Annotated in this window: 26 protein-coding genes; 9 read left to right on the forward strand and 17 right to left on the reverse strand. The window is 74.3% G+C overall.

The genetic code is table 11. The features are described 5' to 3' along the window. Positions 1–50: 50 nt before the first annotated feature. Together F0L17_RS04395 and F0L17_RS04400 are read right to left on the reverse strand one after the other, a co-directional pair. Positions 51–1,238, reverse strand: coding sequence for an acyl-CoA dehydrogenase family protein (locus F0L17_RS04395; RefSeq protein ID WP_162465781.1), 1,188 nt, complete (start codon positions 1,236–1,238; stop codon positions 51–53). A gap of 43 nt (positions 1,239–1,281) precedes the next feature. Next, on the reverse strand, positions 1,282–3,030 hold the full coding sequence (locus F0L17_RS04400) for an MFS transporter (RefSeq protein ID WP_155070047.1): 1,749 nt from the start codon (positions 3,028–3,030) through the stop codon (positions 1,282–1,284). A 465-nt stretch (positions 3,031–3,495) separates the two neighbouring features. On the opposite strand from F0L17_RS04400, the gene F0L17_RS04405 reads away from it, so the two are divergent. Further along, entirely contained in the window at positions 3,496–4,491 is a 996-nt protein-coding gene (locus F0L17_RS04405) for a phosphatase PAP2 family protein (RefSeq protein WP_338017943.1), read from the forward strand. Between the two features lie 140 nt (positions 4,492–4,631). Here the strand turns inward: F0L17_RS04405 and F0L17_RS04410 are convergent, their stop codons facing one another. Further along, complete coding sequence (locus F0L17_RS04410; protein ID WP_155070048.1) at positions 4,632–4,847, reverse strand: proteinase inhibitor I78; 216 nt, start codon at positions 4,845–4,847, stop codon at positions 4,632–4,634. 305 nt (positions 4,848–5,152) lie between these two features. Between F0L17_RS04410 and gvpO the strand changes: the two genes are divergently transcribed. Genes gvpO through F0L17_RS04440 form a run of 6 tightly spaced genes read left to right on the forward strand, consistent with a single transcriptional unit; the run spans position 5,153 to position 8,389 of the window. Then, a complete protein-coding gene (gene gvpO / locus F0L17_RS27375) occupies positions 5,153–5,473 on the forward strand; it encodes a gas vesicle protein GvpO (protein ID WP_155070049.1) in 321 nt (106 codons plus the stop codon). A gap of 31 nt (positions 5,474–5,504) precedes the next feature. After that, on the forward strand, positions 5,505–5,927 hold the full coding sequence (gvpJ, locus tag F0L17_RS04420; RefSeq protein ID WP_155070050.1) for a gas vesicle protein GvpJ: 423 nt from the start codon (positions 5,505–5,507) through the stop codon (positions 5,925–5,927). Beyond that, positions 5,924–6,688: a GvpL/GvpF family gas vesicle protein gene (locus tag F0L17_RS04425; RefSeq protein ID WP_162465782.1), complete on the forward strand. Its 765-nt coding sequence runs from the start codon at positions 5,924–5,926 to the stop codon at positions 6,686–6,688. Before gvpJ ends, F0L17_RS04425 begins: the two co-directional genes overlap by 4 nt. A gap of 16 nt (positions 6,689–6,704) precedes the next feature. Beyond that, complete coding sequence (locus F0L17_RS04430) at positions 6,705–6,962, forward strand: gas vesicle protein GvpG (RefSeq protein WP_155070051.1); 258 nt, start codon at positions 6,705–6,707, stop codon at positions 6,960–6,962. Between the two features lies 1 nt (position 6,963). Next, positions 6,964–7,707: a hypothetical protein gene (locus tag F0L17_RS04435; RefSeq protein WP_155070052.1), complete on the forward strand. Its 744-nt coding sequence runs from the start codon at positions 6,964–6,966 to the stop codon at positions 7,705–7,707. Then, positions 7,700–8,389, forward strand: coding sequence for an SRPBCC family protein (locus F0L17_RS04440; protein ID WP_155070053.1), 690 nt, complete (start codon positions 7,700–7,702; stop codon positions 8,387–8,389). Before F0L17_RS04435 ends, F0L17_RS04440 begins: the two co-directional genes overlap by 8 nt. A gap of 28 nt (positions 8,390–8,417) precedes the next feature. On the opposite strand, the gene F0L17_RS04445 is transcribed toward F0L17_RS04440, so the two are convergent. The 3 genes from F0L17_RS04445 to F0L17_RS04455 form a co-directional block, all read right to left on the reverse strand. Beyond that, complete coding sequence (locus F0L17_RS04445) at positions 8,418–9,404, reverse strand: helix-turn-helix transcriptional regulator (RefSeq protein WP_155070054.1); 987 nt, start codon at positions 9,402–9,404, stop codon at positions 8,418–8,420. A gap of 91 nt (positions 9,405–9,495) precedes the next feature. Beyond that, entirely contained in the window at positions 9,496–10,488 is a 993-nt protein-coding gene (locus F0L17_RS04450; protein ID WP_155070055.1) for a hypothetical protein, read from the reverse strand. Continuing rightward, positions 10,485–11,765 (reverse strand): glycosyltransferase family 4 protein, encoded by a 1,281-nt coding sequence (locus F0L17_RS04455; protein ID WP_155070056.1) that lies wholly within the window; start codon positions 11,763–11,765, stop codon positions 10,485–10,487. The genes F0L17_RS04450 and F0L17_RS04455 overlap by 4 nt, the downstream gene beginning before the upstream one ends. Before the next feature lie 962 nt (positions 11,766–12,727). Between F0L17_RS04455 and F0L17_RS04460 the strand changes: the two genes are divergently transcribed. Both F0L17_RS04460 and F0L17_RS04465 read left to right on the forward strand, forming a co-directional pair. Then, positions 12,728–13,552, forward strand: coding sequence for a hypothetical protein (locus F0L17_RS04460; protein ID WP_155070057.1), 825 nt, complete (start codon positions 12,728–12,730; stop codon positions 13,550–13,552). A 70-nt stretch (positions 13,553–13,622) separates the two neighbouring features. Next, entirely contained in the window at positions 13,623–13,946 is a 324-nt protein-coding gene (locus F0L17_RS04465; RefSeq protein ID WP_420802378.1) for a hypothetical protein, read from the forward strand. Between the two features lie 126 nt (positions 13,947–14,072). On the opposite strand, the gene der is transcribed toward F0L17_RS04465, so the two are convergent. The 11 genes from der to F0L17_RS04520 form a co-directional block, all read right to left on the reverse strand. Next, the gene (gene der / locus F0L17_RS04470; protein ID WP_155070058.1) at positions 14,073–15,539 is read right to left on the reverse strand and encodes a ribosome biogenesis GTPase Der; all 1,467 of its coding nucleotides are present in this window, start codon (positions 15,537–15,539) and stop codon (positions 14,073–14,075) included. Between the two features lie 188 nt (positions 15,540–15,727). Continuing rightward, on the reverse strand, positions 15,728–16,369 hold the full coding sequence (locus tag F0L17_RS04475; RefSeq protein ID WP_338018237.1) for a lysophospholipid acyltransferase family protein: 642 nt from the start codon (positions 16,367–16,369) through the stop codon (positions 15,728–15,730). 74 nt (positions 16,370–16,443) lie between these two features. Next, positions 16,444–17,175, reverse strand: coding sequence for a (d)CMP kinase (gene cmk / locus F0L17_RS04480; protein WP_338017944.1), 732 nt, complete (start codon positions 17,173–17,175; stop codon positions 16,444–16,446). A 140-nt stretch (positions 17,176–17,315) separates the two neighbouring features. After that, a complete protein-coding gene (locus F0L17_RS04485) occupies positions 17,316–18,413 on the reverse strand; it encodes a prephenate dehydrogenase (protein ID WP_162465783.1) in 1,098 nt (365 codons plus the stop codon). After that, entirely contained in the window at positions 18,410–18,772 is a 363-nt protein-coding gene (gene aroH, locus F0L17_RS27380; RefSeq protein WP_162465784.1) for a chorismate mutase, read from the reverse strand. Before aroH ends, F0L17_RS04485 begins: the two co-directional genes overlap by 4 nt. Before the next feature lie 170 nt (positions 18,773–18,942). Then, the gene (locus F0L17_RS04495) at positions 18,943–19,965 is read right to left on the reverse strand and encodes an ADP-ribosylglycohydrolase family protein (RefSeq protein ID WP_155070059.1); all 1,023 of its coding nucleotides are present in this window, start codon (positions 19,963–19,965) and stop codon (positions 18,943–18,945) included. A 101-nt stretch (positions 19,966–20,066) separates the two neighbouring features. Next, positions 20,067–21,158: a pseudouridine synthase gene (locus tag F0L17_RS04500; protein WP_155070060.1), complete on the reverse strand. Its 1,092-nt coding sequence runs from the start codon at positions 21,156–21,158 to the stop codon at positions 20,067–20,069. A gap of 22 nt (positions 21,159–21,180) precedes the next feature. Further along, complete coding sequence (gene scpB / locus F0L17_RS04505) at positions 21,181–21,900, reverse strand: SMC-Scp complex subunit ScpB (protein WP_238419251.1); 720 nt, start codon at positions 21,898–21,900, stop codon at positions 21,181–21,183. Beyond that, positions 21,897–23,000, reverse strand: coding sequence for a segregation and condensation protein A (locus tag F0L17_RS04510; RefSeq protein WP_155070061.1), 1,104 nt, complete (start codon positions 22,998–23,000; stop codon positions 21,897–21,899). The genes scpB and F0L17_RS04510 overlap by 4 nt, the downstream gene beginning before the upstream one ends. Positions 23,001–23,025: 25 nt before the next feature. Continuing rightward, on the reverse strand, positions 23,026–23,631 hold the full coding sequence (locus F0L17_RS04515) for a hypothetical protein (protein ID WP_162465785.1): 606 nt from the start codon (positions 23,629–23,631) through the stop codon (positions 23,026–23,028). Beyond that, positions 23,616–24,755 (reverse strand): ParA family protein, encoded by a 1,140-nt coding sequence (locus tag F0L17_RS04520; protein WP_155070062.1) that lies wholly within the window; start codon positions 24,753–24,755, stop codon positions 23,616–23,618. Before F0L17_RS04520 ends, F0L17_RS04515 begins: the two co-directional genes overlap by 16 nt. Positions 24,756–24,820: the final 65 nt, after the last annotated feature.

Genomic DNA, 24,820 nt, shown 5'->3' on the forward strand with positions numbered 1-24,820 from the left:
GGCCGGGGCCGCCCCGCGGTCCCGGCCCGGCAGCCCCGCCCGCGAGGGGCTCACCGGAAGGCGTCGACGCCGGTGAGCGCCTTGCCCAGCACGAGCTGGTGCATCTCCACGGTGCCCTCGTAGGTCAGCACCGACTCCAGGTTCGTGGCGTGCCGCATCACCGGGTACTCCAGCGAGATCCCGTTGGCCCCCAGGATCGTCCGCGCGGTGCGGCAGATGTCGATCGCCTCGCGCACGTTGTTGAGCTTGCCGAAGCTGACCTGCTCCGGCCGGAGCCGCCCGGCGTCCATGCGCCGGCCCAGGTGGTGCGCGAGCAGCACGCCCTTGTGGAGTTCGACGGCCATGTCGGCGAGCTTGGCCTGGGTGAGCTGGAAGCCCCCGATCGGCCTGCCGAACTGCTCGCGGGTGCGGGAGTACTCCAGGGCCGCCTCGAAGCAGGAGCGGGCCGCGCCCATCGCGCCCCACACGATCCCGTAGCGGGCGTGGTTGAGGCAGCTCAGCGGCCCGCGCAGCCCGGTGACCTCCGGCAGCACCGCGTCGGCGGGCAGCCGTACGCCGTCCAGCACCAGCTCGCTGGTGACCGAGGCGCGCAGGGACCACTTGTGCCGGATCTCGGGCGCGGCGAAGCCGGGGGTGTCGGTGGGCACGACGAAGCCCCTGACCCCCTCGTCGGTGCGGGCCCAGACGACGGCCACACCGGCCACCGAACCGTTGGTGATCCACATCTTGCGGCCGTCGAGCACCCAGTCGCTCCCGTCGCGCCGGGCGGAGGTGCGCATCCCGGCCGGGTCGGAGCCGTGGTCGGGTTCGGTGAGACCGAAGCAGCCGATGACCTCGCCGGACGCCATCGACGGCAGCCACCGCCGCTTCTGCTCCTCCGATCCGTAGCGGTGGATGGCGTACATCGCCAGCGAGCCCTGCACCGAGACCAGCGAACGGACACCGGAGTCGGCCGCCTCCAGTTCCAGGCAGGCCAGCCCGTACTGGACGGCGGACGCGCCCGCGCAGCCGTAGCCCTCCAGGGACATGCCCAGGGCGCCGATCGAGCCCAGCTCGCGGGCCAGCTCCCGGATGCCGGGCAGCTCCCCGTTCTCGTACCACTCGGCGATGTGCGGCAGCACCCGGTCGGCGGTCCAGGAGCGGACGGTGTCGCGCACCGCCAGGTCCTCCGGAGCGAGCAGGTCGTCCAGGCCGAGCGGATCGGCGGGGTCGAACGGCGGGAGGGCGGAACTGGACACGGTAGGGCCTCCGGCGGGGGATCTTCGAGGGTCGCGCCCGACGTTACGGCCGGGTAATACCGCCGGACAAGAGGGATTCCCCCGGCTGTCCGGCGCCCTCCCCCGGCGTGCCGTCCCGTCGGTGGCCGGAACGGGCCTCCGCGCCGGGCCCCCGCTCCTCGTTCCGCACGCCGCCCCGGGTCCCGTCCCGCTCCTGGGGAACCATCGTGCGCGGCAACCGCAGCGCGGCCAGCGCGCCGAGCAGCAGCAGCCCCGCGCTGACCAGCAGCGCCGTGTGCAGCCCGTGGACGAAGGACTCCCTCGCCGCCGCGCGCAGCGCCTCCCCCTCCGGGCCGCCGAGCCGCCCGGCCACCTCGTACGCCTCGCCCAGCGAGTGGGCGGCGTCGGCCGCGGCGTCCCCGGGCACCCCGGCCACCGCCCGCACCCCGGGGGCGTAGGCGGCGTTCACGACGGTGCCCAGGACCGCGATGCCGATGCCCGCGCCGAGTTGGTACGCGGTCTCTCCGATCGCCGCGGCGCCGCCCGCCCGATCGGCCGGGGCGTCGCTGAGCATCGACTCGTAGGAGCCGAAGAGCGTCGTCTCCAGGCCGAAGCCCAGCAGGACGAAGCCGCCGACCAGCAGGGCGGGCCGGTCCTGCTGCCCGACACCGGTCAGCGCCAGCACGGCGACGGCGGTGGTCAGGAAGCCGAGACAGACCATGGTGCGCGGCCCCAGGCGGCGCAGCAGTCGGGAGCCGACCAGTCCCGCGGCGATCGCGGCGAGGCTGAGCGGCAGCAGTCGCAGTCCGGTCTGCAGGGGGGTGAGACCGAGGACCAGTTGGAGGTACTGGGCGGCGATCAGCGCCAGGCCCACCAGCGCCAACACGGTCAGCACGATGCAGGCCACGGCGGTGCCGAAGGCGGGCCGGGTCAGACCGGCGCAGTCCACCAGGGGATGGCGGCGGCGGCGCTGTCGGCGCACGAACAGGGCCAGCAGCGCCACGCCCAGCAGCGCGGGAAGCAACGTCCCCGGCCCCAGCGGTTCGCCGTCGCCCGCCCGCTTGACGCCCAGGATCACCAGGCACAGCCCGGCGGCGGCCACCAGGGCTCCCACCACGTCCCAGGGGCCCTCCCGGTCGCCGGTGGACTCCGGCAGCAGCCACCGCCCCAGGGGGACGCACAGCAGCATCAGCGGAATGTTGACCAGGAAGACCGAGCCCCACCAGAAGTGCTCCAGCAGCGCCCCGCCGACCAGTGGACCGACGGCGGCGCCGACTGCCGCGACCGCGCTCCACACCCCGATGGCCAGCGCCCGCTCACGGCGGTCGGGGAAGACGTGCCGCAGGATCGACAGGGTGGCGGGCATGATCATCGCGCCGCCCACGCCGAGCAGCGCGCGGGCCACGATCAACACCTGGGGGGTGTGGGCGTAGGCGGCGAACGCCGAGGCGACGCCGAAGGTGGCGTACCCCGCCAGCAACACCCGACGCCGTCCCACCCGGTCGCCGAGGGTGCCGAAGAGGATCAGCAGGGACGCGCAGACCAGCGGGTAGGCGTCCACGATCCACAGCAGTTCGACGGCACCGGGGCGCAGGGACTCGGAGACGGCGGGGACCGCGACGTGCAGCACCGTGGCGTCGACGGCCACGAGGAGCAGACTGGCGCAGAGGACGACGAGTACGGTCCAGCGGTTCGCGGAGCCGTCGGTGAAGCGGCCGTCCCCGTCCGCCGGACCGGCCGGTCCCGTCCGGCGCGGTCTCTGTCGGGGGACGTCCGCCGCCCTGGTGGCTCCGGCCGTGGTCGTCCCGGGCATGTACGCACCTCCTGTTGCGCTCGTCCCTGGGGAAACCTTCCGGGCCGAGGCCGCCGGGGCCGTGGGAAGTGCCGGTACGCGGGCGACGTACGGCCCGGTGTGGAGGGACGAGTCGATCCGCCAGCGTACGCGAGTCCCTCCGGCTCCCACGTGGCCCACCTCACGTCGGCGCCGGGTCGGGACCTGCCCCGCCGGCTCGCCCGACCCGTCGCGCTCCTCGGCCGGGCCCGCGCGGGCCCGGTTAACGACCGGTGTACTGCGCACGACCCCGAAGGAAAAGAAATGCGCCAGATCTCCCCCGGTGACTTCTCCCGGAAGGCGACGGCCGGAATGCCGGAAAATCCACGGCACGCAGGGAAACGAGAACGCCCGGCGACTTCGGGGAAGCGCATTTCACATCACATAGGCATTACGAACCCGGTGGCCGGTTCGGTGCCGACGGTCACCCCCTGTAATCTCGTTTGAGTGCGTACCGACCGGATCTTCGCCCGCCTGGAACAGGAGCCGGCGAGGCCGCTCACTCCCCCACCGGGGATGAGCGGCACCCGCAAAGCGCTCTTCTTCACCACGCTGGGCTTCTACGCCGCCGTCGTGGCCGCGGTGCTGACCACCTCCCGGCTCGTGCGGCTGGACTGGCGGGTCATGCTCTTCCGCCCCTACAAGCAGTGGCCGGAGCTCCACGCCTTCCTCGACTACTTCGTGGTGCTCGGACAGCGCGGCCCCACCGCGGTGCTGGTCGCCGCCTGGCTGGGCTGGCGGTCCTGGCGGCAGCGCACCCTGCGTCCGCTGCTGGCCCTGGGCATCTCCCTGCTGCTGCTGAACGTGACCGTGGGCGCGGCGAAGCTGGGCATGGGACGGGAGGGGCCGCACTACGCCAACCGTGTCGGCGCCAACGAGATGTTCCTGACCGGTGACATATTCCCCTCCGGTCACACGGCCAACGCCGTGGTGACCTGGGGCATCCTGGCCTACCTGGCCACCACACCGCGCGCGCGGCGCCAACTGTCGGTCGTCGCCGCGGTCTTCGCGCTCGGGGTGGGCGCCACCACCGTCTACATCGGCACCCACTGGGTCAGCGACGTGCTGCTGGGCTGGGCGTCCGGGCTGCTCATCCTGCTGGCGCTGCCCTGGTTCGAGCCGCTGTTGGCACGCGTCGAGGCGTACCTGCTGGGCCACTGGTACCGCTTTCGATCGGCGCCGGCGGCGCGACCGCGGTCCGCGGGAGACCGCGTCCCTCCGGTGGCGGGCTCGCCCGGGGCGCCGAAGGCCCGGCCGGTGACCGCGCCGCTGCCGACCGCCGCCTCCCATCCCGGCCGCGCCGGGGACCCCCGCCACCACCCCCCGCACACGGGCCGGCACCCGGCCCGCGCGGACCGCTCCCCCACCGCGCCGGGCGGTGGCCGGCGGCCCTACGGTGAGCGGACGGTGTCGCGCACCGCGCCGCTGGGACCGCGGAAGTGAGCGCGCCGTCGGCGTCGGGGGACGCCGACGCCGACGGCGCGTTCGTGTGACGGGGGCACGGCGGTCCGGGCGAACGGCGCGCGCCCCTCACCGCCCCGCCGGCCGGGCGCGTCGACGCCGCGGCGCGCTCCGCCGCGCCCTCACCCCTTCCAGCTGCGGGTCACGACGCCGTCCTCGACGGTGAAGTTCAGCCGTCCGAAGAGGTACTCCATGGTGATGACCGCGTCCGGCGGCAGGGTCCGCACGGTGCTCCAACCGCGGTCGCGGGCCCGCTGTTCGGCGGTGCGGGCGTCGAGGCCGACGTAGTCCTCGGGATCGTCGTCGGGCGTCTGCGGGTTCGTGGGTGCCGGTGCCATACCGGCCACCGTACGGCGCCGGGTGGGCACGGGGAAGTTCCGGCCGGGTCCCGGCCCCGTCACATCCGCGTCACAACGCCGCGGCGCGTGTCCACCGTCACACCACCGTGCGTATGTGGCGTACGCGCCGTCGCGCACTTCTCTCCCTCCGTCAATTCCGTTTCTCCCGTCGGCTTTCCCGACGTGTCCCGCGCCGACCCGCGCCCGGAACCAAGAGGACAAATTCCGATCGTCTTCCCCAATTCCCTTCGGACAAGCCTACGTTTACGAAAATACTTTCGCGGTATGCGGAGGCGGGAGGAGACATGACAGAGAACAGAAGCGACGACAGCGCGGACGCGACGAAGGACGGCCGCCGTTCCCTCCCGCCCGGCGAGGTGCTGCGCTCGGCCCGGTCGGAGTTCACCGACCTCACGGGCCTGCACGCCGAGGGCGTCTCCCGGTTCGAGCGGACCGGGGACGGGTGGGTCCTGGAGGTGGAGGTCCTGGAACTCGAACGGGTTCCGGACACGATGAGCCTGATGGCCACGTACGAGGTGACCCTCGACGGCGACGGCCGGCTCAGCGGTTACCGCCGGGTCCGCCGCTACGAGCGGGGCCGGGCCGATCCGTCCCGCCGCGGCTGACGGCCGCGACACCGAGAGGAGTGCTCCGTAGATGACTACGGCAGTTCCCGCACAGCGTTCCGGCGGAGGCGGCGGCAGCAGCGGCCTCTACGACGTCCTGGAGCTCATCCTGGACCGCGGACTGGTGATCGACGCGTTCGTCCGCGTCTCGCTGGTCGGCATCGAGATCCTGAAGATAGACATCCGGGTCGTGGTCGCGAGCGTCGACACGTACCTGCGGTTCGCCGAGGCGTGCAACCGCCTCGACCTGGAGGCCGGGCCGAGGAAGTCGCCCGGCCTGCCCGAGGTGCTGGAGAACGCGACCGAGAGCGGAGCGAGCAGCAAGACCAAGGGGGCCCTGGCCGGAGCCGCGGAGAGCATCTCCGACGCCTTCCGCACGGGCCGCTCGGACGAGGAGGAGCCGGAGCCCCGTAGGCGCCGCGCCGCCTCCCGCCGCAAGGAGGAGGGCGAGTGAGCGTCTACGTCTACGGGATAGCGCGCTCGGACCACCCCGCGCTGCCCGAGAAGGCACCCGGCGTCGGCGAACCGCCACGCGAGGTGCGGATCGTACGCGAGGGCGACCTCGCCGCGATCGTCAGCGACTGCCCGGAGAACCTGCGGCCCAAACGGCGCGACCTCCTGGCCCACCAGCGGGTGCTGACCGAGGTCGGCGCCAAGGGACCCGTCCTCCCGCTGCGCTTCGGCAGCCTCTCCGACGACGAGGAGGCCGTGCGCGGAGTCATCACCGGCCACGCCGCCCACTACCTGCGGCAGCTGGAGGAGCTCGACGGCCGGTCCGAGTACAACGTCAAGGCCGCCCACCATGAGGAGGAGGTCCTGCGCCTGGTCCTGGCCGAGGACGACGAGGCGCGCGCCCTGGCCGAGCGCAACCGCGCGTCCGGCGGCGGTTCCCACGAGGACAAGCTGCGGCTCGGCGAGATGCTGGCGAACGCCGTCCGCGAGCGCGAGGCACGGGACGCCCACCTGATCGAGAGCGCCCTGGCGCCCCTGGCGAAGCGGTGCGTGCCCGGCCCGGAAGGGTCCGGCCGACTGGCGAACCTCTCCTTCCTCCTGGACCGCGACGCCTCCGAGGAGTTCGTCGCCGCCGTCGAGGAACTGGCCCGGAACAACCCCCATCTGGACATCCGGGCGACCGGTCCGCTGCCCCCGTACAGCTTCGTGGACCGGCCCGCGCAGGACGAGGCGGAACAGCCCGTCGCGTCGCCCGCCGGCTGACGGAAGCGGGGCGGAGATGGGTCTGATCGGCGGAATCCTGATGTTGCCCACCGCCCCCCTGCGCGGCGCCGGGTGGGTGCTGCGACAGGTGGTGGCGGAGGCGGAGCGGCAGTACTACGACCCGTCGGCGATCCAGCGCGAACTCCGGGAGCTGTCGCGGCACCTGGACGAAGGGCTGATCGACGAGGAGGAGTTCGACCGCCGTGAGGACGAACTGCTCGACCGGCTCCAGGCCGTGCAGGAGCAGCGACGGCGAGACCAAGGAGAGTACTGAGATGACGAACCGGTCGACGAACCGGTCGGCACTGGCCCTGGCCTTTGCCACGGGGTACGTGGTGGGCAGCACGAGGAAGCTGAGACTGCCCCTCGGCGCGGCCGGCGCGGTGGTGAGCAGGCGGCTGGGCGTGGATCCGGCCCGACTCGGCGAGCAGCTCAAGGAGAAGGCCCCCGGACTCGCCGGGACCACCGACAGGCTGCGCGAGAACGCCAAGCGGGTCGGCAGGGCCGCGACCGGTGCGCCGACCTCTCCGCTCTCCGGCGCCTCGGTCGAGGGGATGCGCGAACGGCTCGGCGATGCGCTCCGGAGGAAGGACGACGACGCCGACGGGGAGGCGTCCGCGGACCCGGACACCGACGGCAGCGAGGACGCCCCGGCCGGCACCGACACCGCCGGCTCCCAGGACGGCGGGAAGGGGACCGGCCGGGCCGGGGCCGGGAACGGTACGGCCGCCGGCCGCTCCCGGCGGGCCCCCGGTGGGTCGAAGGCGGCCGGCGCCGCCGGGAAGACCACCGGGAAAACCGCCGGGAAAACCGCCGGGAAGGCCACCGGGAAGACCGCCTCCGGCCGGGCGCCGGCGAGGAAGTCCTCCTCCGGCCCCGCCGGGACGACCTCGTCCCGGAAGGCGTCCTCCGCGCGCAAGACGACGGGCGGTACGGCCGGGAGGACCGCCGGCACCGCCAAGAAGACCACCGGCGGGAACGGACGCGGCGGCCGGGCGGGAGGCGACCGCCGTGACTGACGGCGTCGCCCGCCGCGGCCCGGCCGCCGCTCGCCTCCCCGAGGCGGTCGGCGGCCGGGCCGCGGCACGGGTTCGGCGGCTGCTGTCCGCCGGAGCCCGCGGGATCGGCGGAGCGGGGACGCGCCTCGGTGGCGCGGGGCGGCCCGTGACGGTCGGTGAGTCCGTCGACGTCGGTGTGCCGGTGCGCGAGGCGTACGACCGGTGGCTGGAGTTCCTGGAGGGCGACGGGGCCCGTCGAGCACCGCGCGCCGCGCGGCTGCTGTGGCCCGCGCGCGGCCGGGAGGTGCGCGTCACCGAGCGGATCACCGACGACCTCGTCGTCTGGAGCGCCCGGGCCGCCCGGGAGACCGTCAGGGGCACGGCGACCTTCCACGAGGTGGCCGAGAACCTGACCCGCGTGCTGTTGGTCCTGGAGTGCCGGCCGCGCTCCGCGGGTCCGCCCGTGGCGGGGTCCGGGCTCCTGCGGGGCCTCCGGTCCCACCGCGCGCGCCGGGACCTGGCGGACTTCCGGCACGCCGTGACGATGGGCATCGAGATCGACGGCGGTTCGGCCTCCGGTCACCGCGCGGAGACCGAGGAGATCGAGGAGACCGAGAGGACCGAAGAGGTCGAGACCGGAACCGGAACCGAGGGGACCGAGGACGGCCGGGCGGACGCCGACGGGCTCCCGCGCGCGAGCTGACCCCTCCCGCTCCCCGACCGGGCCGCCCTCAGCTCCCGCCCCGCAGGCTCCGGCCCTCCGAAGCGGCCCGCGCCAGGCGTTCGGCCAGCACCTCGACGTGGCGCACCAGCGCGGGGGGCGAGCGCACCTCGAAGTCGAACCCCAGCGCCAGGAGGTGGAAGACCAGCTCCTGCAACGAGTTGGCCCCGGTGCGCAGCAGGCAGGAGCGCTCGTCGACCGGCTCCAGCACCCCCGTGGCGGGCGTGACCCGCTCGGCCGCCCGCTCGATCGGCACGCGCAGCAGCACGGTGGCCCGCTCCGGGTACACCGAGGTGGAGATGCCCTCGGAGACGTAGGCGCCCCAGTCGTCGGTGGGTGGCTCGCGGGGTTCGAAGCGCGGCCCGTGGGGCGGGGCGAGGACGACGCGGTCCACACGGAAGGTGCGCCAGTCGGCGCGGTCGGTGTCCCAGGCCGCCAGGTACCAGCGTCGACCGCTGTACACCAGTCGGTAGGGTTCGACGTCCCGCCGCGAGGACGTCCCGTCGTGCCCCTGGTAGGCGAAGCGGATCCGCCGGTGGTCGCGGCAGGCGGCCACCAGCTCGGTGATGGTGTCCACCGCCACGGTCGGGCCCCGGTGGCCGCCGATGGGGTCGGTGAAGGCGGCGACCGCGCCCATCCTCCGCCGCAACCGGTGCGGCAGCACCTGCTCCAGTTTCGCCAGGGCCCGCACCGAGGACTCCTCGATGCCCCGCACCGCGCCTCCCGCCGCGGCGGTGCGCAGGCCGACGCCGACGGCCACCGCCTCGTCGTCGTCCAGGAGCAGGGGCGGCAACCGCGCGCCCGCGCCGAGCCGGTAACCGCCGGCCGTCCCGGTGGTGGAGTGCACCGGGTAGCCCAGCGTCCGCAGCCGTCCCACGTCGCGGCGGACCGTCCGCGGCGTCACCTCCAGGCGCTCGGCCAATTCCGCCCCGGTCCACTCCCGTTGGGTCTGGAGCAGCGAGAGCAGGCGCAGCAGTCGTGCCGATGTCTCCAGCATGCGGCCGAGTCTGCCATCCCGGCGGGGAAGGCTCCCGCAGCGCCCGGACGGTCGCGGGCGCCGCGGGAGCGCGCCCCGTCGGGCCCGGGCCTCAGCCGGACGTCGACGGGGAGCGCTCCAGGCGCAGCGACAGGTCGTTGGCGCCGGTGTAGTACGGGCGGACCCACACCGTCCCGTTCCCGTCCGCGGCGTTCGTGGTGTCCACGGCGTTCGTGGTGTCCGCGCCGTCCTCCGCGGCCTCCTCCCCCGGCCGTGCTCCGTCGCCGGCCACGGCCAACGCCGGGTAGCGCAGCACCTTCGCCTTGTCGACGATGTCGTCGAGGACGCGGGCGACGCGCACCGGGTCGGCCTCCCCGCCGGGGCGCAGCCACACCCCCCAGTCGTCCGTCCCCTCCCCCGCCGCACGGCACAGGTCCCCGTACTCCAACCGCGCCGTGAAGCCGTGTCCCCCGCTCCGCTCCTCTTGCGGTTCGAGCGTTCCGAGGACGACCGGGGCGTCCGGTTCCGTGCGTCCCCGGGGCCGGGCCTCCAGTCGGGCGTCCGGGGCGAGGTCGGCCCCGTACAACCGCCCGTGCACCGTCAGGCCGCCGTCGGCCGGCCACACCTCCCCCGCCTCGGCGTGCGGCCAGCGCAGCCACGAGCGGACCGAGAGGTTGCCGTACTTGGTGGCGTACGGGATGCGCACGCCCAGCCAGGTGCGGTCGGTGCGCGGCACCCGGTCCACCAGGGAGCGCAGGTCGTTGCATCCGGGCAGCAGACGCTGCGGCTCCCCCTCGCCCAGCGCCAGGTACACGTCCCAGCGTCCCTCGGCCAGCGGCACCGTGCTGGGCAGGGTGGCGCGCAGCACGGACCCGCCGGACCCGTCGGACCCGTCGGACAGCGGCACCAACGGCAGCCGCACCGACTCCTCGGGCTCCGAACCGCGCAGGCGCAGCAGCAGGGCGGCGTCCCACCGCTCGGCGGCGTCGGAGACGGTGACGTCGAAGCTGAGGCCGCCCGCGCTGTCCGCCGTGCAGTCGGCGCACGGCGCCGTCGCCCGGGGGGTGTCGGGCGCGCCGGCGGATCTGCGGGTGGTCGCGGTCATGCGGTCCTTCCTCCTCTCAGGGCGCCCCGACGGGCGCGGGCCAAGGCGTCCTTGGTGGCGTACGCGCCGCCGAGCAGGGCTCCTCGGGTGCGGTGCAGGGACGAGCGCAGTCGCCCGACGCCACTCCCCCCGCCGCGTGCGACGAGTTCGGCGCAGAGCGAGGAGTACATCTCCCCGATCCGTGAGGGGTCGTAGCGGGCGGCGTCCACGATGGCGGCGCGTCCCATCCGCTGCCTCGCCTCGTCGTCGTTGATCAACTCCAGCAGGGCCCCGGCGATGGCGTCGACGTCGCCGGTGGGCACCAGCCGTCCGTCGACCCCGTCGGCGATGATCTCGCCCGGTCCGTGCGGGCAGGCGGTGGCCACCACGGGCAGTCCGCAGCGCATCGCCTCCACGATCGTCATGCCGAAGGACTCCAGGCTGGAGGTGACGGCGGCGACCGAGCCCTTGACCCACTCGGCCTCGATGGGGTGGGCGGGCCCCATCAGGAACGCGTGGTTGTACAGGCCGAGCTCCTCCACCAGGGCGCGCAGCTTCGCCTCCTCGCGCCCTCCGCCGTAGAGCCTCAGCCGCCAGTCGGGCCGTTCCTCGGCGACCTTGGCGAAGGCTCTCAGCAACACGTCGTAGCGCTTGGCCGGGGCCAGCCGTCCGGCGGCCACCACCCACTTGCCGGTGCCGTCGGTGGGGGGCACCTTGGGGGCCGGCACCCCGTTGGGCACCGCCTGCACCCGCACGCCCGGCAGGCGCATCATGCGGCGGTAGTCGCGGGCGTCGGCCTCGGTGACGGTGGTCAGGGCGTCCAGGCGCGGATAGACGCCGCGCAGGGTCAGCCGCAGGGCGCGCGAGTGGGTGGCGAGCGTCAGGTGCTCCTGGCCCAGGCGCACCGGGCCGGGCCGGGTCCGCGTGGCGAGCATCGTGTTGAGACCGGGACGGGTGCCGATGACCACGTCGGCCTCGGTCTCCGTCAGGTGCCGGACGATCCGGCGGTCGGTGAGCGCGCTGTACTTGCGGTAGTTGCCGTCGGCGCGCGGGAACAGTCGGGAGGGGCGGGCGTGTTCGGGGTCCTCCCCGTCGTAGTCCGGGCTGTGCTTGCGCATGTCCACCAGGTGCCTCAGGCGCACACCGGGAGCCAGGTCGAAGACGGGACGGTCACGGTGCCGGAACACCGAGACGATCTCGACGTCGTGCTGCTCCGCGAGCGCGCACGCGAGGTTGAACGTGGTGCGGATCGTTCCACCGATTCCGTACCCGTGATGCAGCAGGAAAGAGATATGCATCCGTCTCCATGTTCCACGGAAGCGCGCGGGCACACCGGGCCCGGCACCGCGTCTCCCGGCGTCGCTCTCCACCCGGAAGGACCGGCGGCGGCAGCCGCCGGTTGACTCCTTGACCACCTCGTGCCCGAACGGTTCGCCCATCGTGAGCGTCTTCGGGGAACTCGGTGGACCTTCGGGGCGTTCGCGGTGGTTCCGGGCCCGCTCGGCGGGGCCGGGCAGGGCGGTTCGGGCGCGTCCTCCGTTCGTCTTCGCCGGTGCGCGCACCGTCCCGTCCCGGGTCCGCGCCCCGCCTCGGCGGCGGAGTGCGCGGGGGACCGGACGGGACGGTGGCGCCCCTTGGGTTCAGTGCGTGGTCGTCGGGGACGCCCGCCGGCGGCGCCGGCCGCCCCGCGCCCCCGGTGGTGCGGGTCTTCGGAGCGGGGAGCCCCGCCCCCGCCCCCGATCACGGACGCGTTTCCCGGTCCCCACGGGGCTGTCGGACCTCCCCCTCGGCCGTCTCCGTGTCATCGGACGCGCCGGCGCGGTGCCCTCCGGCGGCGTCGACGGACCGTACCGCGTCCGCGCCCGTCTCCGGACGCCCGCCCGGCCCGCCACCCACCCGGTCGGGGCCCGGAGGGCGGCGCGGCACGGAGCGGGCGGGTCCCCGCTCGGGGGGTGGAGAGGCATGTGCGACACCGTCCCACGCTAGCCCCGGCCCACCGTCCCACCGACACGAACGCGCCGGTGGCGGACCCGGCGCCCACCCGGTCGGCGGGTTCCCGCCGCACGCCGCGCTCCCCCTTGTCGGACCACCGGGTTCCGCGCCCCGGCTCCGTGGGCGGACGGTGGCACGCACCCGGCGCGTGTCCCGCTCCACACTTCCTGAAGCACCACCCCGCTCCCCCTGGCACGTGACCGAGGCTCCGCTCCCCCGTTGTGCATGTGAACCGGAACCGAACGCCAGGAGTTCACCCTTGTCCCCCATGCTCGATGTCAGCGACGCCGTCCGCGCCGAGATCGGCGAGGAGGAGGCCGCCCGGCTGCTCGCCGGCGACAACGCCCCCGGCAGCTACGACTGCACCTCCTGTCGCGCCCCCGGCGACCCGGAGCAGGAGCCCACCAGCACCGTGCTCTTCGTCGGCGAGGAGACGGCCGTGCTCGCCTTCGCGCACGCGAACTGTCTGTCGTCGCAGGTCGTCCAGGTCTCCGAGGAACAGCTCCAGGACGCCGTGCGGACCATCACCGGCACCGGCGAGCGGTCCGACGTCCACGTGCCGCCCCTCGGCGTCCCGACGCAGGCCGGTCCCCCGGCCCCCGTCGGTGCCGCGCCCCGCCAGGCGATCCTGGGGGTGACCTGCGGCCAGATCCTCGTCGACGACCAGCTCCACCCCGCGCTCGTGGTCGAACCCACCGCGCCGATCGCCCGGCCCGGTTCCGAGGGGACGACGGACGAGTTCCTGACCCTCCTGGTCGAGCAGGGCTTCGCCCCGGTCGACGACATCGACCGGGCCCCCCTGCCGATCGCCGGCTGGTCCGTCCTGCTCGCCGTGGGGAAGCTCCACGCCATCCTCCAGCCGGGCCCGGCGGGCGGACCGTCGACGTCCTGGTGGCGGGCGCACCAGCCGCTCCCGGTCACCGAGGACTGGCGCAAGGCCGCCAACCGCACGCACACCGTCCGCGTCTACGCCGCCCCGGTCGGCGCCATCGGCCAGCAGCCGCGCGAGGACCTGCTCCGCGAGGCGCTGGAGAAGGCCGCGGCGAGCGGTGTCCTGGTGGGCGCCACCATGCCGCTGGCGGGCACCTCCTGAACGCTCCTCCCGCTCCCGTTTCCCCCGCCCGGGCCCGCATCCGCCGGGCGGCGTGATCGTTGGCACTGACGTGCAGCCTTACGAACCTTCCCGCACCCACGACGCGCACCTCAACCGGGGCCGGATCCCGGGGATGCGCGTCCCGCACGAGCCCATGTCGGACCAGGGCCACTTCTCGGCCACTCCGATCTACGACTCGCTGTACGCCGAGTACAGGCGGCTGTTCCGGGCCCTTCCCGGGGACCGGACCGGCGAGGAGGAGCTGCGGTTCACGGGCTTCGGCACCGGGACCGCCCAGTGGAACGGCGCGCGGCGGGGCGGTGACTTCCTCCCCGCCGCGCTCCCGGCCGTCCTCCCACCCGCCCGGCGCGACGGCCGCTCCTACGACCGGTGAGGCCGCGGCGTCCTTCTCCTCCCCCGGGCGCGTCCCCACCGCCCCGATCCGTGCCCCGGCCCACCCCGGCCGCGGCGCGGGCCGGGGCGAACCGTGCCGCGGCCGGCCGCCGTCCGACGGCCGGCGCTACTTCTTACGGCCGCGCTTCTCGCGCACCCGCACCGACATGTGGATCGGGGTCCCCTCGAACCCGAACTCCTCCCGCAACCGTCGCTCGATGAAGCGGCGGTACCCCGCCTCCAGGAAGCCGGAGGCGAACAGCACGAAGCGCGGCGGGCGGGTGCCGGCCTGGGTGCCGAAGAGGATCCTGGGCTGCTTCCCTCCCCTGATGGGGTGCGGGTGGGCGGCGACCAGCTCGCCGAGGAAGGCGTTGAGCCGCCCGGTGGGCACCCGGGTCTCCCATCCCGCCAGGGCCGTCTCGATGGCCGGCACCAGCTTCTCCACGTGGCGGCCGGTGCGCGCCGAGACGTTGACCCGCGGCGCCCACTTCACCTGGCCGAGGTCGGTCTCGATCTCGCGCTCGAGGTAGTAACGGCGCTCCTCGTCGAGGGTGTCCCACTTGTTGTAGGCCAGGACCAGCGCGCGCCCGGCGTCGACCGCCATCGTGATGATGCGGGTGTCCTGCACGCTGATCGGTTCGCTGACGTCGATGAGGACGATCGCGACCTCGGCCTTCTCCAGGGCGGCGGCCGTCCGCAGCGAGGCGTAGTAGTCGGCGCCCTCGGTCAGGTGGACCCGGCGCCGGATACCGGCGGTGTCGACGAACTTCCAGGTCTTCCCGCCGAGTTCGATCAGCTCGTCGACGGGGTCGCGGGTGGTGCCCGCCAACGCGTCGACGACCACCCGCTCCTCGCCCGCCACCTTGTTCAACAGGGAGGACTTGCCGACGTTCGGGCGGCCGATCAGCGCCACGCGGCGGGGACCGCCGATCCCGGCGCCGAAGGTCTGCGGCGGGGCCTCGGGCAGCACCTTCAGCACCTCGTCCAGCAGGTCGCCGGTGCCCCGGCCGTGCAGGGCGGAGACCGGATGCGGCTCGCCCAGGCCCAGCGACCACAGCGCGGCGGCGTCGGCCTCGCCGGAGGGCCCGTCCACCTTGTTGGCGCACAGCACCACGGGCTTGCCCGACTTGCGCAGCAGCCGCACCACGGCCTCGTCGGTGTCGGTCGCCCCGACGGTGGCGTCCACGACGAAGACCACCCCGTCGGCGGCCTCGATCGCGAACTCGGCCTGGGCCGCCACGGAGGCGTCGATGCCCAGGACGTCCTGCTCCCAGCCTCCGGTGTCGACCACCTTGAAGCGGCGTCCCGCCCACTCGGCCTCGTAGGTGACCCGGTCCCGGGTGACACCGGGGCGGTCCTCCACGACGGCCTCGCGGCGGCCGAGGAAGCGGTTGACCAGGGTCGACTTGCCCACATTGGGGCGTCCGACGACGGCCAGCACCGGGAGCGGGCCGTGCCCGGCCTCGCTCAGCGCCCCCTCGACGTCCTCGGCGTCGAACCCCTCCTGCGCGGCGAGCTCCATGAACTCCGCGTACTCGGCGTCGCCGAGCTCACCGTGCCCGTGCTCGTCGCCGACGTGGTCCTGCTCGTTCATGAAGTCCTGTCCTCGTGTGTCCGTGTGTGGGTGTGTCCGCGTGCGCGGCGTCCGTGCGTCCGTCGCTCGTCCGCGGCCCGCGCGGGGCGTGGGCCCCCGCGGGTTCCGTGCGCGCCGCGCGGCCCCGACCCCTCGTGGTGCCGGGGCCGGACGGCGGCCGGCGCGCGGGCGCGGGGTTCCAGTGTCGCCTAATCGCGCCCGGTCGTGCGTCGGGCGTCGGCCAGGTGCGCCGTCAGCCGCTTGCCGATCCGCACCGTCGCCTCGTCCAGTGCCGCCCTGGTCCGCCTGCCGCTGCCGTCGCCGGCCTCGAAGGGCTCGCCGAAGACGACGTCGACGCGGCTGCGCAGCGGGGGCAGCGCGGGTATCGCCCGGCCCCGGGTCCCCGCGGTGCCCAGGACCGCCACGGGAACGACGGGCGCCCCCGAGCGCAGGGCGAAGTAGGCCAGCCCCGAGCGCAGGGAGGCGAAGTCGCCCTCGCCCCGGGTGCCCTCGGGGAAGATCCCCAGCGCTCCGCCGTGCTCCAGGACCGCCAGCGCCCTGGTGATCGCGGAGCGGTCGGCCGTCGTCCGGTCCACGGCGACCTGACCGATGCCGTGCAGGAAGGGAGCGAGCGGCCCGACGAACGCCTCCTTCTTGATCAGGAAGTGCACCGGGCGCGGCGCCGTCCCCATCAGCAACGGGCCGTCCACGGCATGGGTGTGGTTGACGGCGAGGATGACCGGACCGGTGGCCGGAATCCGCCAGGCGCCCAGCACCCTGGGCCGCCACAGCCCGTGCATCAGGGCCAGCCCGATGCGGCGTCCGACCGCGGCGCCGCGCGCGCTGGGCACCTCCGGAGCACCGGAGCCGGCCTGGGAGCCGGGGGCGCGGTCACGGCCAAAAGCGCCGTTTCCGTCCGTTCCGCTCACCTGACCTGCTGCTTCTCTTCGACCAGGGTGACGACGCACTCGACCACCTGCTCCAGGGTGAGCTCGGTGGTGTCCACCTCGACCGCGTCGTCCGCCTTCTTCAGCGGGGACGTCTTGCGGCCGGCGTCGGCGGCGTCCCGCTTCAGCAACGCCTCGCGGGTGGCGTCCAGGTCGACGGCCTGGTCGCCGTTGCCCTTCAGCTCGCCGCCGCGGCGCGCGGCGCGGGCCTCGGGCGAGGCGGTGAGGAAGATCTTCAGGTCGGCGTCGGGCAGGACGGTGGTGCCGATGTCCCGCCCCTCGACGACGATGCCGGTGGGCGCGCCGGCGGCGATCGCGCGCTGCAGTTCGGTGATCCGGGCGCGCACCTCGGGGACCGCGCTGACGGCGCTGACCGCGGCGGTGACCTCCTGGGTGCGGATCGGGCCGGAGGCGTCGGTGCCGTCCACGGTGATGGTGGGGTCGGTCGGGTCGGTGCCGGAGAGGATCTCGGGCCGGTCGGCGACGGCGGCCACGGCCGCGGCGTCCTCGACGTCGACGCCGTGGGTGAGCATCCACCAGGTGATCGCGCGGTACTGCGCGCCGGTGTCCAAGTAGCTCAGGCCGAGCTTCGTCGCGACGGCACGCGAGGTGCTCGACTTGCCCGTGCCGGAGGGGCCGTCGATGGCGACGATGACGGGAGCCGGAGCGTCCGGGGACACGGAGGACGCCTGCCGGGAGGTTGCTGCCACGGTGTCGGGCACCTTTCTCGTACTGCTCGGAACGCGGATGTCGTCACGGGCGTGCGGCGAGTGCCGCGCGGGACGCCGGACGCGGGGGACCGCCGGTGCGGTCGCCCGCCCGGCACCAGGCTACCGCCGGCCGCCGCCCCCTACTGCTGCCGGATGGCCCAACCCCTCTCGCGCAGCGCCGCCGACAGGACGGGAGCGGCGCTCGGCTCGACCATGAGCTGGACGTGGCCCGCCTGTTGGCCGGTGGCGTGCTCGATGCGGACGTCCTCGACGTTGACCCCGGCGTGCCCGGCGTCGGCGAAGATCCGGGCCAACTCGCCGGGCCGGTCGCTGATGAGCACGGCGACGGTCTCGTACGCGGTGGGGGCCTGACCGTGCTTGCCCGGGATCCGGGCCCGCCCGCTGTTGCCGCGGCGCAGCACGCCCTCGATGCCCGCCGCGCCGTCGGTGCGCTTGGCGTCGTCGGCGGACTGGAGCGCGCGCAGCGAGCTGACCGTCTCCGCCAGGTCCTCGGCCACGGCGGCCAGCACGTCGGCCACGGGCCCGGGGTTGGCGGAGAGGATGTCGATCCACATGCCCGGGTCGGAGGCGGCGATCCGCGTCACGTCGCGGATGCCCTGCCCGCACAGGCGCACCGCCGTCTCGTCCGCGCCCTCCAGGCGGGCGGCGACCAGGCTGGACAGCAGCTGGGGGGTGTGCGAGACCAACGCGACGGCCCGGTCGTGGGCGTCGGCGTCCATCACCACGGGCACCGCCCGGCACAGCGAGACCAGCTCCAACGCCAGGTTGAGCACCTCGGTGTCGGTCTCGGAGGTGGGGGTGAGCACCCAGGGGCGTCCCTCGAAGAGATCGGCGGTGGCGGCCAGCGGCCCCGAGGTCTCCCGGCCGGCCATCGGATGGGTGCCCAGGTAGGTGCTCAGGTCACAGCCCAACGCCTCGATCTCCCGGCGCGGCCCGCCCTTGACGCTGCCGACGTCGAGGTAGCCCCGGGCGCGTCCCCGACCGTCCCGGCGCTGCGCCTCGGCGACGGTGGCGGGGATGTGGGCGGGCGGCACGGCCACCACGGCCAGGTCCACCGGTCCCTCGGGGCTGCGGTCGGTACCGGCGCCCAGCGAGGCGGCGGTACGGGCCTGGGTCGGGTCGTGGTCCTCCAGGTACACCCGCACTCCGCGCCCGGACAGGGCCAGCGCGATGGACGTCCCGATCAGCCCGGTGCCGATGACCAGCGCCGTCCTCACTGCGCGATGTCCTTGCGCAGGGCCGCGGCGGCACCGAGGTAGACGTGGGAGATCTCGGCCCGGGGCAGGTCGGTCTCGACGTGGGCGAGGACGCGGACCACGCGCGGCATGGCGCCGGCGACGTCCAGCTCCTGTGCGCAGATCAGCGGCACGTCCACGATGCCGAGCTTGCGGGCCGCGGCGGCCGGGAAGTCGCTGTGCAGGTCGGGGGTGGCGGTGAACCAGACGCTGATCAGGTCGTCGGCCGTCAGCGCGTTGCGTTCCAGGACGGTGGTGAGCAGCTCCGCCACCTTCTCGTTCATGTGGTCGGCCTCGTCCCGGTCCAACTGGACGGCGCCCCGCACCGCTCGTACCGCCACCTGCTCGCTCCCTGCCTCCGCGGGTTCGCCCGCTCCCGTTCTTCCGTCCTGACCAGCGTAGAGGCGCCGGGGAGGGCCTCGCGCCCGCCGCTCGTTCTGCGAGACGGCCGTGCGGGCCGCCGCCGGGTGCCGGCGGGGCCCGGCAGGGGCGGGCGTCGCGGCGGGGACGGTCAGCGACCGTCCCAGAGGGCGCCGAACGCCGACAGTTCTTCCCGGTGTTCGACGCGTTCGACCCACTCCCGCGGCCAGGCGTCCGCGCCCAGGTGGGCTCCGGCGAACGCGCCCGCCAGACAGGCGATGGAGTCCGAGTCGCCCGAGGTGCAGGCGGCCCGTCGCAGCGCCGTCAGCGGCTCGTCGGGGAAGAGGAGGAAGCACAGCAGGCCGGTGGCCAGGGCCTCCTCGGCGATCCAGCCCGCCCCCGTGGCCAGGCACGGGTCGGTCTCCGGATCGGGGGCGCGCAGCGCGGCGTCCAGCCGGTCCAGCACGGCCAGGCACTCGTCCCAGCCGCGCGCGGTGAAGGACTCGGCGGACGGGTCGTGCGCGTGGCGCCACAGGTCGCCGAGCCACTCCTCGTGGTAGGTGGTGCGCTGTGCGTGGGCGTACGCGCGCAACGCGCCGACCAGCTCGCCGGGCTCCGTCCCCCGGGCCAGCAGGTGCACCGCGTGGGCGGTCAGGTCGCCGGCGGCGAGGGCGGTGGGGTGTCCGTGGGTGAGGGCCGCCTGGAGTCGGGCGGCCCCGGCGCGCCGGTCGTCGTCCAGGTCGGGCACGAGCCCGAGGGGCGCCACGCGCATGTTGGCGCCGCACCCCTTGGAGGCGACCTGACTCGCCTCCTGCCAGGGGAGCTCCCGCCGGCTCAGCAGCTCGCAGGCGACCAGGCAGGTGCGCCCGGGGGCCCGGTTGTTCTCGGGCGAGCCCCACCAGGCCACGTACTCCTCGCGCACCGGAGGCAGCAGGCGCGCGGGCGTGAGCGGGCCGTGTTCCAGGGCCGCCCGCAGGCCGCGCGCGAGGGCGAGGGTCATCTGGGTGTCGTCGGTGACGAAGGCGGGGCGGGGCAGCTCCATCGAGCGCCAGGGGCCGCACTTGGCCAGGATCGAGGGAACGTCGTTGAATTCCGTGGGGAACCCCAGGGCGTCGCCGAGTGCGAGACCGAGCAGGGCGCCGGCGGCCGGGCGCTTCGTGGCGGAGGTCGTCATGCCGACCATTCTGGAGGGCGGCCGACGGCCCCGGCCGGGGTTTCCCCCACCGGGGCCGTCGGGGTCCGCTCGCGACCGGCCCGGTGCCGGCCGCGAGCGGTCTACAGACCGACCTCCCGCATCAACATGCCGACCTCGGTGTTGGTCAGCCGGCGCAGCCAGCCGGACTTCTGGTCGCCGAGCGCGATGGGGCCGAAGCGGGTGCGGACCAGCTTGTCCACGGGGAAGCCGGCCTCCGCGAGCATCCGGCGGACGATGTGCTTGCGGCCCTCGTGGAGGGAGACCTCGACGAGGTAGTTCTTGCCGGTGTTCTCCACGACCTTGAAGTGGTCGGCGCGGGCGTAGCCGTCCTCCAACTGCACGCCCTCCTTGAGCCGCTTGCCCAGGTCGCGCGGGATGGGGCCCTGGATCGCGGCCAGGTAGGTCTTCGTCACGCCGTAGCGGGGGTGGGTGAGCCGGTGGGCCAGCTCGCCGTGGTTGGTGAGCAGGATCAGGCCCTCGGTCTCGGTGTCCAGCCGGCCCACGTGGAACAGCCGCGTCTCGCGGTTGGTCACGTAGTCGCCCAGGCACTGCCGGCCCTCGGGGTCCTCCATGGAGGAGACGACGCCGGCGGGCTTGTTGAGCGCGAAGAACAGGTAGGACTGGGTGGCGATCGTCAGGCCGTCGACCTTGATCTCGTCCTTCTCCGGGTCCACCCGCAGGCCCTGCTCGGCGACGATCTTCCCGTTGACCTCCACACGGCGCTGGTCGACCAGTTCCTCACAGGCGCGGCGCGAGCCCAGCCCGGCGCGGGCCAGGACCTTCTGGAGGCGCTCGCCCTCCGGCTCGCCGAAGGTCTTGGGGAGCTTCAGCGGCGGCTTGCCGTGCCGGGCGCGGTTGCGCTCCTCGATCTGCGCGTCGTACTCGCGGGGACGCGCCGGTGCGGAACGGCCGCGGGCGCCGCTCCTGCCGCCGCCCTTGCCGCCGGCGGCCTTGGGGCCCGCCGCGGTCCCGGTCCGGCCCTTGGCCGGTCCCTTGGGCTTGCCGGGCCGGTCGGCCCGGTCGGCCCGGTCGGCCCGGTCGGGCTTGCCGCCGGTGCCCACGTCGTACCGACGCTCCTCGGGGCGGGGGCGTCCCGCGCGCTTCTGCCTGTCGTCGCGGCTGTTGCCCGCGCCCCGGTGGTTCCGGTTGCTGTTCCTGCCGCTGCTTCGCATCAAGGTTTCCGTCTAACTGTCTCTAGGGCTGGGATCCGCCGCTGTCGCCGCTGTCGTTGTCGTCCACGTCGAACGACGGCACGCCCTCCTGGCTCTCGGCCTCGACGGCGTCCGCTTCGGGGAGGAAGGGCGCCAGTTCCGGAAGCTCGTCCAGGCCGCGCAGGCCCATCCGCTCCAGGAAGTGGTTCGTCGTCCTGTACAGGATCGCACCTGTCTCGGGTTCCGTGCCCGCCTCCTCGATCAGACCGCGCTGGAGGAGGGTGCGCATGACCCCGTCGCAGTTCACGCCGCGCACGGCCGAGACCCGCGAACGGCTCACCGGTTGACGGTACGCGACCACGGCCAGGGTCTCCAGCGCGGCCTGGGTGAGCCGGGCCTGCTGCCCGTCCAGGACGAAGCCCTCGACGGCGTCGGCGTACTCGGGGCGGGTGTAGAACCGCCAGCCGCCCGCGACCGGCCGCAGGTCGAAGCCGCGGCCTTGGCGGGCGTACTCCTCGGACAGCTCGCGCAACGCCACGGCGACCGCGCGGCGGGGGCGTCGGAGGACCTTGGCCAGGTGTTCCTCGGTGGCGGGCTCGTCCACCACCATCAGGACGGCTTCCAGGGCGGGTTTGAGATCGAGTTCGGCGACCGTGGAGGCGCCGGCGGGCGGGCCGACGCCCTCGTCCGTGCCGGTGCCGGCGCCGTCCCGCGCCGCGGGGTCGTCCTGGGGAGCCGTGGGGCCCGGGGGGTTCGCGTTCATCCGCTGCCGTCCTTTCCTCTCGCGTCTCCTCCGCCGTCGTTCGCGTCGAACTCGTCGGTGACCGGCGGCTCCGTCCCCTCCCCGCCGATCCAGCGCACGGTGAGGGCGCCCAGGGCCTCGGGTTGGTCGAGGACGACGGCCCGTTCCCGGTACAGCTCCAGCAGGGCCAGGAAGCGGGCGACCACGGTGAGGGTGTCGGGGGCGTCCTCGGTGAGCGCCGCGAAGCTCGCCTCGCCCAGTTCCCTCAGCCGCGCCACCACGATCCCGGCCTGCTCGCGCACGCTGACCAGCGGGGCGTGGATGTGATCGACGTACAGCCGCGGCTCCGGTTTGGGCTGCATCGCCTTGACGGCGAGGCGGGCGAAGCCCTCGGGGCCGACACCGAGGACGACCTCGGGCAGCAGGTCGGCGTGGTGCGGTTCCAGGCCCACCGTACGGGGGTGGCGGCGGCCCTCGGTGTCCAGGCGCTCCTGGAAGATCGCGGCGACCCGCTTGTACGCGCGGTACTGCAGCAGTCGGGCGAAGAGCAGGTCGCGCGCCTCCAGCAGGGCGAGGTCGGCCTCGTCCTCCACGTCGGCGGCGGGCAGCAGCCGAGCCGCCTTGAGGTCGAGCAGGGTGGCGGCGACGACCAGGAACTCGGTGGTCTGGTCGAGGTCCCAGTCGGGGCCCATGGCGTGGATGTGGGCCATGAACTCGTCGGTGACCTTCGACAGCGCCACCTCGGTGACGTCCAGTTTGTGCCTGGAGATCAGTTGGAGGAGGAGGTCGAAGGGACCCTCGAAGTTGTCCAGGACGACCGTGAAGCGGCCGTCGTCCGGCTTCTCCTCGGCCTCCCGCGCCTCCTCGCCGCCCGAGGGCTTCGGGGCCTCTCCGGCGCCTTCGGTGTCGCGGCCCTCGGCCGCCGGCTCCCGGATCGCGGGGGCCGGGGTGGGGACGGGCTCCGGGGCCGGCTCGGGCCCGGGAACGGCCCCGGGCGTCGGTTCGGGCGTCGGTTCGGGTGTCGACGGCGCGACCGGGGCGGACGGCGCCGCCCCCGGCCCCCGGCCCAGCGGGCGGCGGAGGCGGCGGGGGGGCGGCGCGGGTTCGTCGGCGGTCGGCATCGCCGGCAGGCTACCGCCCCGCGGTTCAGTGCCCGCGCAGGCGGCGTACCAGGATGCTCGCGTCGCCGCGCGACTCGAGGTCGGCGAGGACCACCGCGACCGCCTCGCGGACGATCCGGCCGCGGTCCACGGCCAGACCGTGCTCGCCGCGGAGCACCAGCCGGGCGTGTTCGAGGTCCATCAACTCCTCGGCGGAGACGTAGACCGTGATCTTCTCGTCATGGCGCTCGCGTCCGCTGGGACGGCGGGTGGTGCGGCCGCGCCGGGGCGCGGCGCCCATCGCCGCACGCCCCCTGGTGGTCTGACTCCGGGGGGCGCCCCCGGCGGGGGGTCGCTCCGCGACCTCCTTCCCGCCTCGCCCGGGCACCTGGCCGGGCACCGGCTTCGGCCGGGGTTCCCGGCCCCCGTGGCCGGCCCCGCCGCCGGCCGGGGGCGCGGTGGTCTCCATCGGGCCCTCCGGGCCGTCGCCCGCCGGGGCGTGCTCGTCCGGAAGGCCCTGCCCGCCCGCACCGGAGGGTCGGGCGGCGGTGTCACCACCGTCGTGCTGCTGGGGGGTCGACGGTTGGACCGGGGACCCCCCGGTGGAGCGGAACAGTTCGTCTGCTGCCGGGAGACTCACTCGGCGTGGCACCGGGCGAGCACCTCCCTGGCGAGCTGGCGGTAGGCGGCGGCGCCGACGGAGTTGGAGGCGTAGGTGGTGATCGGCTCTCCGGCGACCGTCGTCTCCGGGAAGCGGACCGTGCGCCCGATGACCGTGTGGTACACGTTGTCGTCGAAGGCCTCGACGACGCGCGCGAGCACCTCGCGGCTGTGCACGGTGCGCGAGTCGTACATCGTCGCCAGGATGCCGTCGAGCTGCAGCTCCGGGTTGAGCCGCTCCTGGACCTTCTCGATCGTCTCGGTCAGCAGCGCCACACCGCGCAGCGCGAAGAACTCGCACTCCAGCGGCACGATCACCTTGTGCGCCGCGGTGAGCGCGTTGACGGTGAGCAGGCCGAGGGACGGCTGGCAGTCGATGACGATGAAGTCGTAGTCGGGCAGCAGCGGCGTCAGGGCGCGCTGGAGCGTCGACTCCCGGGCGACCTCGCTGACGAGCTGAACCTCGGCGGCGGACAGGTCGATGTTGCTGGGCAGCAGGTCCATGCCCGCCACCGCCGTCTTCAGCAGGACCTCGTCCGCCGACATGCCCCGCTCCATGAGCAGGTTGTAGACGGTCAGGTCCAGCTCCATCGGGTTGACGCCGAGACCGACGGAGAGGGCGCCCTGCGGGTCGAAGTCGACCAGCAGCACCCGACGGCCGTACTCGGCGAGCGCGGCGCCCAGGTTGATGGTCGAGGTGGTCTTGCCCACCCCGCCCTTCTGGTTGCACATCGCGATGATCTTCGCCGGGCCGTGCTCGGTGACCGGCCCGGGGATCGGGAAGTACGGCAGCGGACGTCCGGTCGGGCCGACGCGCTCACGGCGCTGCCGGGCGGCGTCGGGCGCGAGGGTCGCCGCGTACTCGGGGTCGGGTTCGTACTCCGCGTCGGGGTCGTAGAAGTGCCCCTCGGGGAGTTCGTCGTAGTGGGGGTCCGCGTGGTCGTCCGGCCGGCCGGTTGCGCCGCCCGTGTGATCGGAGGCCGTGGCGTTCGCGTGGTGGCCGTCCATGCTCTGGTGGGCTGTCATGCTCGCCTGGTTCTGGTGGGCTGCGAAAGTCTGGACAGCGACGGAGCCGACGGCCTTGAGTCCCGAGGGGCCTTGGCCCCGCGAAGGCATTCCTGGTTGACCACCCCCGGGAGTAAATGTCGACTCATTCACAAGTCGTCCTACCTCCTTGGTGA

Source organism: Streptomyces taklimakanensis (assembly GCF_009709575.1).
GTDB lineage: Bacteria > Actinomycetota > Actinomycetes > Streptomycetales > Streptomycetaceae > Streptomyces > Streptomyces taklimakanensis.

What these genes read in the sequence shown, in the direction of transcription:
- F0L17_RS04400 (WP_155070047.1), bottom strand. Translation starts at nt 3,030, where the DNA reads ATGCCCGGGACGACCACGGCCGGAGCCACCAGGGCGGCGGACGTCCCC.
- F0L17_RS04410 (WP_155070048.1), bottom strand. Translation starts at nt 4,847, where the DNA reads ATGGCACCGGCACCCACGAACCCGCAGACGCCCGACGACGATCCCGAG.
- gvpO (WP_155070049.1), top strand. Translation starts at nt 5,153, where the DNA reads ATGACAGAGAACAGAAGCGACGACAGCGCGGACGCGACGAAGGACGGC.
- gvpJ (WP_155070050.1), top strand. Translation starts at nt 5,505, where the DNA reads ATGACTACGGCAGTTCCCGCACAGCGTTCCGGCGGAGGCGGCGGCAGC.
- F0L17_RS04430 (WP_155070051.1), top strand. Translation starts at nt 6,705, where the DNA reads ATGGGTCTGATCGGCGGAATCCTGATGTTGCCCACCGCCCCCCTGCGC.
- F0L17_RS04435 (WP_155070052.1), top strand. Translation starts at nt 6,964, where the DNA reads ATGACGAACCGGTCGACGAACCGGTCGGCACTGGCCCTGGCCTTTGCC.
- F0L17_RS04445 (WP_155070054.1), bottom strand. Translation starts at nt 9,404, where the DNA reads ATGCTGGAGACATCGGCACGACTGCTGCGCCTGCTCTCGCTGCTCCAG.
- F0L17_RS04450 (WP_155070055.1), bottom strand. Translation starts at nt 10,488, where the DNA reads ATGACCGCGACCACCCGCAGATCCGCCGGCGCGCCCGACACCCCCCGG.
- F0L17_RS04455 (WP_155070056.1), bottom strand. Translation starts at nt 11,765, where the DNA reads ATGCATATCTCTTTCCTGCTGCATCACGGGTACGGAATCGGTGGAACG.
- F0L17_RS04460 (WP_155070057.1), top strand. Translation starts at nt 12,728, where the DNA reads ATGCTCGATGTCAGCGACGCCGTCCGCGCCGAGATCGGCGAGGAGGAG.
- der (WP_155070058.1), bottom strand. Translation starts at nt 15,539, where the DNA reads ATGAACGAGCAGGACCACGTCGGCGACGAGCACGGGCACGGTGAGCTC.
- F0L17_RS04495 (WP_155070059.1), bottom strand. Translation starts at nt 19,965, where the DNA reads ATGACGACCTCCGCCACGAAGCGCCCGGCCGCCGGCGCCCTGCTCGGT.
- F0L17_RS04500 (WP_155070060.1), bottom strand. Translation starts at nt 21,158, where the DNA reads ATGCGAAGCAGCGGCAGGAACAGCAACCGGAACCACCGGGGCGCGGGC.
- scpB (WP_238419251.1), bottom strand. Translation starts at nt 21,900, where the DNA reads ATGAACGCGAACCCCCCGGGCCCCACGGCTCCCCAGGACGACCCCGCG.
- F0L17_RS04510 (WP_155070061.1), bottom strand. Translation starts at nt 23,000, where the DNA reads ATGCCGACCGCCGACGAACCCGCGCCGCCCCCCCGCCGCCTCCGCCGC.
- F0L17_RS04520 (WP_155070062.1), bottom strand. Translation starts at nt 24,755, where the DNA reads ATGCCTTCGCGGGGCCAAGGCCCCTCGGGACTCAAGGCCGTCGGCTCC.